Raw genomic sequence first — 6,170 nt, 5'->3', positions numbered from 1 at the left:
TGACTGTTGCGGTTTATGTGCGAGTGGCTACGGTAGAACAGATTAGCTCTGGTGAGGCCAAGGAAAATACAACTGTCAAGGCTCAATAGAGATGCAGCAAGCCGTTCACTGGTGGTTGTCCACCTATGAACGGCTTGTAAAATCTCAAAAATTTTTTAGTTCCTACTTGACACAAGAAGACCTTTCCCGTATCGGGAGGGCCGTATTTTGTCTAATCGAACCCGAACCGTGTTGCGGGCATCTTAATTTCGAGTGCAGTTCACTGTCAGCCAGCCAGCGTTTTCAGCACATCTATGATCTGGCTATACTCAATGTGGGCGGCGTAGGCAAATTGCTTGCGGTACTTCTCCCACATGGATTTGAGTTCTCGGCTGGTTTCAATGTTGTGCAAAATGGCAGGCACATCCACAATCTGCTGGGCGGTGCCGCGATGGGTTGCGGTGGCGTTCAACGCTTCGGTAAACACAGCCTTATCAAATTTCTGCGTGGTTGCCAGTATGTACGCATCGTAAAAATCTCTGGGGCGGGTATTGAACACACCCCGCCGCAGGATAGTTTCTACCTTCTCCGCCATGACGGTTTCGATGTTGTATGCCCACAGCTCGTAGGATTTTTCGTCATCGAAAATTTCCGAAAATTGGTACTGCACCGCATGAGGCGTGATAGCGTCCCCAGTGGACACATCGATGCTCAGCGGAGTAATCAGCGTGTCAAAATGGGCGTTCAGCATTACCCGATAGCCGCCGTAAATATCATCCTCCCGGATGGGCGAGATTTTACCAACCTCAAAGGTCACGCCGTCATCAAAGGGCACGGCGGCCACCTGCTCCAATGCGCTGCGGATGGCCTCCGGGGTCAGAGGCAGGTTTTTCAGCGTAGTGTCCAAATCCATCGTCGCCCGGTTGTCCAGCCCTACGATGGCCGCTACCAGCATTCCGCCTTTCAGCACAAACTTGTCTTTATATGTGGAGGCCGCAAGGCGGACGAGAAGCCGCTCGAACATATAGTTCTGCAAAATGACCTGTGCCGGGATATTTTTCCGCTTGGCGATGTTGCGGATTTTCGCTTTCAGGCTCATGGCATTGCTCACAGTAGCACCTCCAAATATTGGCGCAGTACGCCCGATACCCGCATCTGACGGGCGTACTCATCCAGCCGGTTCAAATCCTTCTTTGGGCTGACAGCGTATTGTTTCAGCGCCGATAAAAATGTCTCTGTCCCGATCTTGTTGCGGCTGCGGATCACATCACAGATGGTGCGCTCCAAATCGTAGCAGGGAACAGGATTCCCGGCGGGGGTTTGCAGCATTGTTTTGCCCAGCTCAAACAGCTCCGGTTTGATGTAGTACACCTTGCACTCCGCTTTGATGGCCGCAGACGGGATGCAGCCGGAGGGCGCGGTTACGGTGTGCTCAAAGGGTGTCCGGTCGGAAATCCCGTGAAGGAACAGCGCCGTTTCATGGGAAAAAATAATCTTTCCAGACCGGCGGCTAATGGACAGCAACTCGTCCTGCATATCTTCCGGGAGCACATACTGCCCCTTGACAATACGGTGAATCTTTTCCGCCTTGCACAGCTTATAGAGCATTGCTTTGGAAATGCCGCGCTGCGCCGCTGTTTTCGTTTCGATAATGCCGCCGTTTTTATTTGCAATCGCAGCAAGTTCTGTCATATAGTCCATCCGCTCACCTCGCAGCAACAATCTGATAATAGTATATTCAAAATCACGATGATAGTCAACATCTGTATTGACAACATAGAGATAAAATCAGAGTTGATATTATGATGCAAGTCAATTTTTCTTGCGAATTAGTAGGGGTTTGGGTGCTCCCAACAAGAACCAATGAGCAGACTGGCCGACAGGCCGGAACGCTCATTTCGCCGCTGTGTACGGACAGCGGCTGTGCTTGCTGTTCTCTCAAATCTCATATCCGCAGAACATGATGCTTCCGCTTTTTCCAAAGCCGGGAGCATTTTATTTTCACTTTTTTCAGGCAGACCCCTGTTTTTCTCGGAGAAAATGTCCGTTGTAAAGTGAAAAGATTTTTTTGGAGATACCTCCCCCAATCCATAAAATATTGTCCGTTGTAAATTGGGAGGCACTTTCCGGCTTGGAAATTTTATTCCCGCCTTACCCGCTAATCTGCGAATAAAATGTCCGTTGTAAAGTGAGAGAGAAATTTTTTCTGAGCAGGTACCAAGTTTTTGCCCGAAACTGTCCGTTGAAATATGAAAGGGGATATTTTTTCGAGTGTCCCCCCCAATCCGCAAAAAATTGTCCGTTGTAGTTTGAGGAGGCGAATATCCAATGGCTGAACGCACAAGACCGATCCGCATCGAGTTCTGCGTCACCGAGCAGGAGCGGCGGCTCATCCAAAACAAGATGGCGCAGCTCGGCACCAGGAACATGGGTGCATATCTCCGCAAGATGGCGATTGACGGTTACATCATCAAGGTGGATTACACCCAGCAGAAGAAACTGGCCGCAGCCGTCAGCCGGGCTGCCAGCAATATCAACCAGATTTGCCGCCGCATCAACAGCACCGGGCATTTCTATGCTGAGGATGTTGCGGAACTGAAAGAACGACAAGCCGAGATTTGGTCGCTGCTCAAAGAGACCCAGCGAAAGGAATTATAACCACAGGAGGCCGCTATGCCGCGTATGAGTAAAAAACGAAAAGAAGAATGGGCGTTCTTCCTGAATGACCGTGGACGCATCGCCTATAACGCCTTGTGCCGCAGGTGTGTCCACGACTGCAAACAAAGTTTCCGTGCTGCGGTGATCGTCTGTCCGCATTACCACTCCAAACGATCCAACCGCCCGCCTTAATTGCCCTGCGCCGGAGAAAGGAAGTGATGTACCATCTACTACAAAACCGATACCCCGCTGCCGCCTTTCGTGCCGTTGCCCCGGTTTATCCTTCGGGGAGAATACTCGATCAATGCCAAACTGCTCTATGCCCTGCTGCTGGGGCGCACACAGCTCTCCCAGAAATCCGGCTGGGTGTCGGAGGATGGGGATGTCTATGTGATCTATACAATCCGGCAGATAGCGAATGACCTGAACCGGAGCGAGCGAACGGTCAAGGCTGCATTGGCCGAGTTGGAGAATGCGGGACTAATTATCCGCGTCCGGCAGGGCTGGAACCGGGCAAACCGTATTTTCCTGCAACTGCCCGATGAGGTGCAGCTTTCTTCCCGTCCAGAGGGCAAGTTCTGCCCAATGGATGGGCTGGAATCTTCCCCTTGTATGGGGCAAAATTTGCCCATAAGTAAGAAAGAGAAGAAGAAAACAGATTCCAGTCAGAATAACAGGAGGGAGAACGCCCGCCGCTGTTTTGGGCAGTATCAGAATGTTTTTCTTTTGGACAGTGAACTGGCTGAACTGCAATCGACATATCCAGACCAGTATGAGGACTACATCAACCGACTGTCGGCCTATATGGCATCCAGCGGAAAGCACTATGCCAACCATTACGCTACAATCCGCAAGTGGCTGGACGAGGACAGCAAACCGAAGCCCGGTAAAAATTACGACTATACAGAGACCTATGAGGAAGGAGAATGTCTGTGAATGTGAACCCGATTATGGCTGCAATCGTTGAGGCAGCAGAGACCCTAAACACCGCCCCGGATGATTACATCAACCCGGATGACGGGCTGAAATACTGCGGCAAGTGCCACACGCCCAAAGAAGCCTATTTCCCCGAACAGTACCGCAAAAACGGGTTGGACAAGCATCCGGTTGCCTGTAAATGCGCGGTTGAGGAACAGGCGCGGCGCGAAGCAGAACAGCGGGAGCTGGAACGGCTGAACCGGATTGCCATGCTCCGCTCCGAAGCGTTCCGGGACATTCCCGCCGCCGGATGGCGGTTTGAAAACGCGGAAGTGATGACTCCACAGCTTGCCAAGGCAAGAGCTTATTCCGAAAACTGGGATGCTTTCCGCCAAGATGGAACCGGGCTGCTTCTGTTCGGCAATGTGGGCACCGGAAAATCCTATGCAGCGGGTTGCATTGCAAACGCCCTGATTGAGAAAATGTTTTCCGTCCTGTTTGTCGGGCTGTCCGATGTGGTGAACCGGATGCAGGGCAACTTCGGCGCGGATCGGGATGCCTACCTGAAAACGCTGATGCGCCCGGAGCTGCTGATTTTGGATGACCTGGGCGCGGAGCGTAACACCAGCTTCGGCAAGGAGCGCGTGTTTGATGTGGTCAATAAGCGTTTGTTGACTGGCAAACCGATGATCGTCACCACCAACATCCCACTCTCTGTGATGCAGAAAGCTGCCGATCTGGATGAGCGCCGCATCTATGACAGGGTTTTGGAGGCCTGCGTTCCCATCCAGTTTAACGGTGAGAATTTCCGAAAGGGCAACGCTGTGGAAAATGTGAAGCGGGCGGCGAAAATTCTAAATCAGACAAATTAACGAACTATTATTCTACGAAAGGGGCAATCACATGGATAATTCCATCGGCAAGGTGCCGATCCACCTGAAAATGACACTCACGGCAAAGGAAGCCGCTGAGTACAGCAATATCGGAATCAATAAAATCGACAGTATGCTGCGCTCTCCAAACTGCTCATTCGTACTTTTTGTGGGCAGCAAGAAATTGGTGAAGCGCAAAGAGTTTGAACAGTACATCAGTCAGGCGCTTGTAATCTGACCTTGTATTTGAAAAATTCGCAGAGAAGCCTTGAGGAAAAGAGCACCATGCGCTATACTATATAGTGTAGTAGTGTGCTCTTTTCTTCTCTGCGGGAAAGGAGCTCGTCCATGGGAAAGAATCTCAAGGGAAAAGACTGCAGTAAGGGTATCTACCAAAGAAAGGACGGATTGTATAGCACACGATTTGTTGATAAGGCCGGGAAGCGGCATGAGAAGTATTTCCAGACGCTGCCCGAGGCGCGAAACTGGATTGAGGACGCAAAGTACGCCGATAAGCATGACGATGTGTTTGTCGCTACCGATACGACAGTGGATGAATGGTTTGAATTCTGGATCGAAAATATTGTCGCTGATTTGGCACCCAACACGCTCAGAAATTACCGGGAACGTTATGTCCGCAATATTCAGCCGGTGATCGGCAAGATGCTGATTGCCAATGTAAAACCGATGCACTGCAAAAAGGTGTTTATCCAGATGGATGCGGATTACGCAGGTTCCACTATTCGTCAGGCATACATTACGATGGGGACAATGTTTAAGGCGGCTAAGATGAACGACCTGATTGCAAAGCACCCCATGGATGGCGTTCGGTTTTCAAAGCCCGTTCGCGCTGTGGATGATATTCACTATCTGACGCGGGAGGAACAGCGCCTCTTTCTCGAAACATCACGGCGCTCCCACAATTACAACCAGTATGCGCTCATCCTTGAAACGGGATTGCGCACCGGGGAAATGATTGGCCTAACATGGGACGCAATCGACTTTGAGCGCCGGACGCTTACGGTGAACAAGACCTTGGAGTTTCGTCACGCACAGAAAGTTTGGCGTGCTGGTCCTCCCAAAACTCAGCAGAGCTATCGCACCATTCCTTTGACGGATAAAGCGTATGACATTCTGAAAGAGGTATGGGATAGCCGGAGCGGCAGAAAAGAATCCCTGCTGCTGTCGCAAACGCTGGAATATATGGACAGGCGCACCGGCGTTACTTCCCGGCTTGTGATGCGTGATCTGGTCTTTATCAACTGGCGCACAGGGGAACCGGCGAAAAACAGTTCCTATGATACCCACCTCTATAAGCTTTGCGATGAAGCGGGGATCAACCGTTTTTGTATGCACGCGCTGCGCCGTACCTACGCAACCCGTGCAATTGAAAGCGGAATGCAGCCGAAAGTGCTGCAAAAGCTGCTGGGACACGCCAGCATTAAAACCACAATGGATCGGTATGTCCACGTAACCGATGAAACGCTGGATCAGGCGGTCAAGCAATTTCAACTTAGCAGCGTATGTTGATATAACTTAATACAAGTCGATGCGCAAATGGCGTAAAAATGGCGTAGCCACCAAAACGCCAAAGCGCGAAAACCTTGTAAATACGGCATTTTTTAAGGAGATGTAAGGTTGAAACATTGTAATCTAAGTACCATTCCGAAAAAGGACGCACAAAACCAAGCCCCCTAAGAGCGGGCGAAGAATGCAGATATGCTTAAAGTCTAAGCGGTGGAT

At 50.7% G+C, this 6,170-nt stretch carries 9 protein-coding genes; 6 read left to right on the top strand and 3 right to left on the bottom strand.

What is annotated here, in order from left to right; translation table 11 throughout:
• Window positions 1-265: 265 nt before the first annotated feature.
• The 3 genes from H6B51_RS15895 to H6B51_RS15885 all read right to left on the bottom strand — a co-directional run bounded on the left by H6B51_RS15895 (window position 266) and on the right by H6B51_RS15885 (window position 2,321).
• On the bottom strand, window positions 266-1,090 hold the full coding sequence (locus H6B51_RS15895; protein WP_335342193.1) for a nucleotidyl transferase AbiEii/AbiGii toxin family protein: 825 nt from the start codon (window positions 1,088-1,090) through the stop codon (window positions 266-268).
• Window positions 1,087-1,671: a type IV toxin-antitoxin system AbiEi family antitoxin domain-containing protein gene (locus tag H6B51_RS15890; RefSeq protein WP_243421363.1), complete on the bottom strand. Its 585-nt coding sequence runs from the start codon at window positions 1,669-1,671 to the stop codon at window positions 1,087-1,089. Before H6B51_RS15890 ends, H6B51_RS15895 begins: the two co-directional genes overlap by 4 nt.
• A gap of 137 nt (window positions 1,672-1,808) precedes the next feature.
• Entirely contained in the window at window positions 1,809-2,321 is a 513-nt protein-coding gene (locus H6B51_RS15885) for a hypothetical protein (protein ID WP_204884588.1), read from the bottom strand.
• Between H6B51_RS15885 and H6B51_RS15880 the strand changes: the two genes are divergently transcribed.
• From H6B51_RS15880 to H6B51_RS15855, 6 genes are all read left to right on the top strand, one after another.
• A complete protein-coding gene (locus tag H6B51_RS15880; protein WP_148318942.1) occupies window positions 2,308-2,637 on the top strand; it encodes a plasmid mobilization protein in 330 nt (109 codons plus the stop codon). The two genes, H6B51_RS15885 and H6B51_RS15880, sit on opposite strands and share 14 nt — an antisense overlap.
• A 24-nt stretch (window positions 2,638-2,661) precedes the next feature.
• On the top strand, window positions 2,662-2,829 hold the full coding sequence (locus tag H6B51_RS15875; RefSeq protein WP_204884591.1) for a hypothetical protein: 168 nt from the start codon (window positions 2,662-2,664) through the stop codon (window positions 2,827-2,829).
• Window positions 2,830-2,898: 69 nt separating this feature from the next.
• A complete protein-coding gene (locus H6B51_RS15870) occupies window positions 2,899-3,573 on the top strand; it encodes a replication initiator protein A (RefSeq protein WP_204884587.1) in 675 nt (224 codons plus the stop codon).
• Window positions 3,564-4,427 carry an ATP-binding protein gene (locus tag H6B51_RS15865; RefSeq protein ID WP_204884586.1) on the top strand — a complete coding sequence of 288 codons (864 nt, stop codon included), beginning with the start codon at window positions 3,564-3,566 and terminating at the stop codon, window positions 4,425-4,427. The genes H6B51_RS15870 and H6B51_RS15865 overlap by 10 nt, the downstream gene beginning before the upstream one ends.
• 31 nt (window positions 4,428-4,458) lie before the next feature.
• Window positions 4,459-4,665 carry an excisionase gene (locus H6B51_RS15860; protein WP_071429654.1) on the top strand — a complete coding sequence of 69 codons (207 nt, stop codon included), beginning with the start codon at window positions 4,459-4,461 and terminating at the stop codon, window positions 4,663-4,665.
• Window positions 4,666-4,775: 110 nt separating this feature from the next.
• A complete protein-coding gene (locus H6B51_RS15855; RefSeq protein WP_204884585.1) occupies window positions 4,776-5,957 on the top strand; it encodes a tyrosine-type recombinase/integrase in 1,182 nt (393 codons plus the stop codon).
• Window positions 5,958-6,170 lie beyond the last annotated feature (213 nt).

The sequence above is a fragment of the Pseudoflavonifractor phocaeensis genome, assembly GCF_016901955.1.
Classification (GTDB): domain Bacteria; phylum Bacillota; class Clostridia; order Oscillospirales; family Oscillospiraceae; genus Flavonifractor; species Flavonifractor phocaeensis_A.
This window is presented reverse-complemented; position numbering and strand designations above follow the sequence as displayed.

What these genes read in the sequence shown, in the direction of transcription:
- H6B51_RS15855 (WP_204884585.1), top strand. Translation starts at nt 4,776, where the DNA reads ATGGGAAAGAATCTCAAGGGAAAAGACTGCAGTAAGGGTATCTACCAA.
- H6B51_RS15880 (WP_148318942.1), top strand. Translation starts at nt 2,308, where the DNA reads ATGGCTGAACGCACAAGACCGATCCGCATCGAGTTCTGCGTCACCGAG.
- H6B51_RS15875 (WP_204884591.1), top strand. Translation starts at nt 2,662, where the DNA reads ATGAGTAAAAAACGAAAAGAAGAATGGGCGTTCTTCCTGAATGACCGT.
- H6B51_RS15890 (WP_243421363.1), bottom strand. Translation starts at nt 1,671, where the DNA reads ATGACAGAACTTGCTGCGATTGCAAATAAAAACGGCGGCATTATCGAA.
- H6B51_RS15865 (WP_204884586.1), top strand. Translation starts at nt 3,564, where the DNA reads ATGTCTGTGAATGTGAACCCGATTATGGCTGCAATCGTTGAGGCAGCA.
- H6B51_RS15860 (WP_071429654.1), top strand. Translation starts at nt 4,459, where the DNA reads ATGGATAATTCCATCGGCAAGGTGCCGATCCACCTGAAAATGACACTC.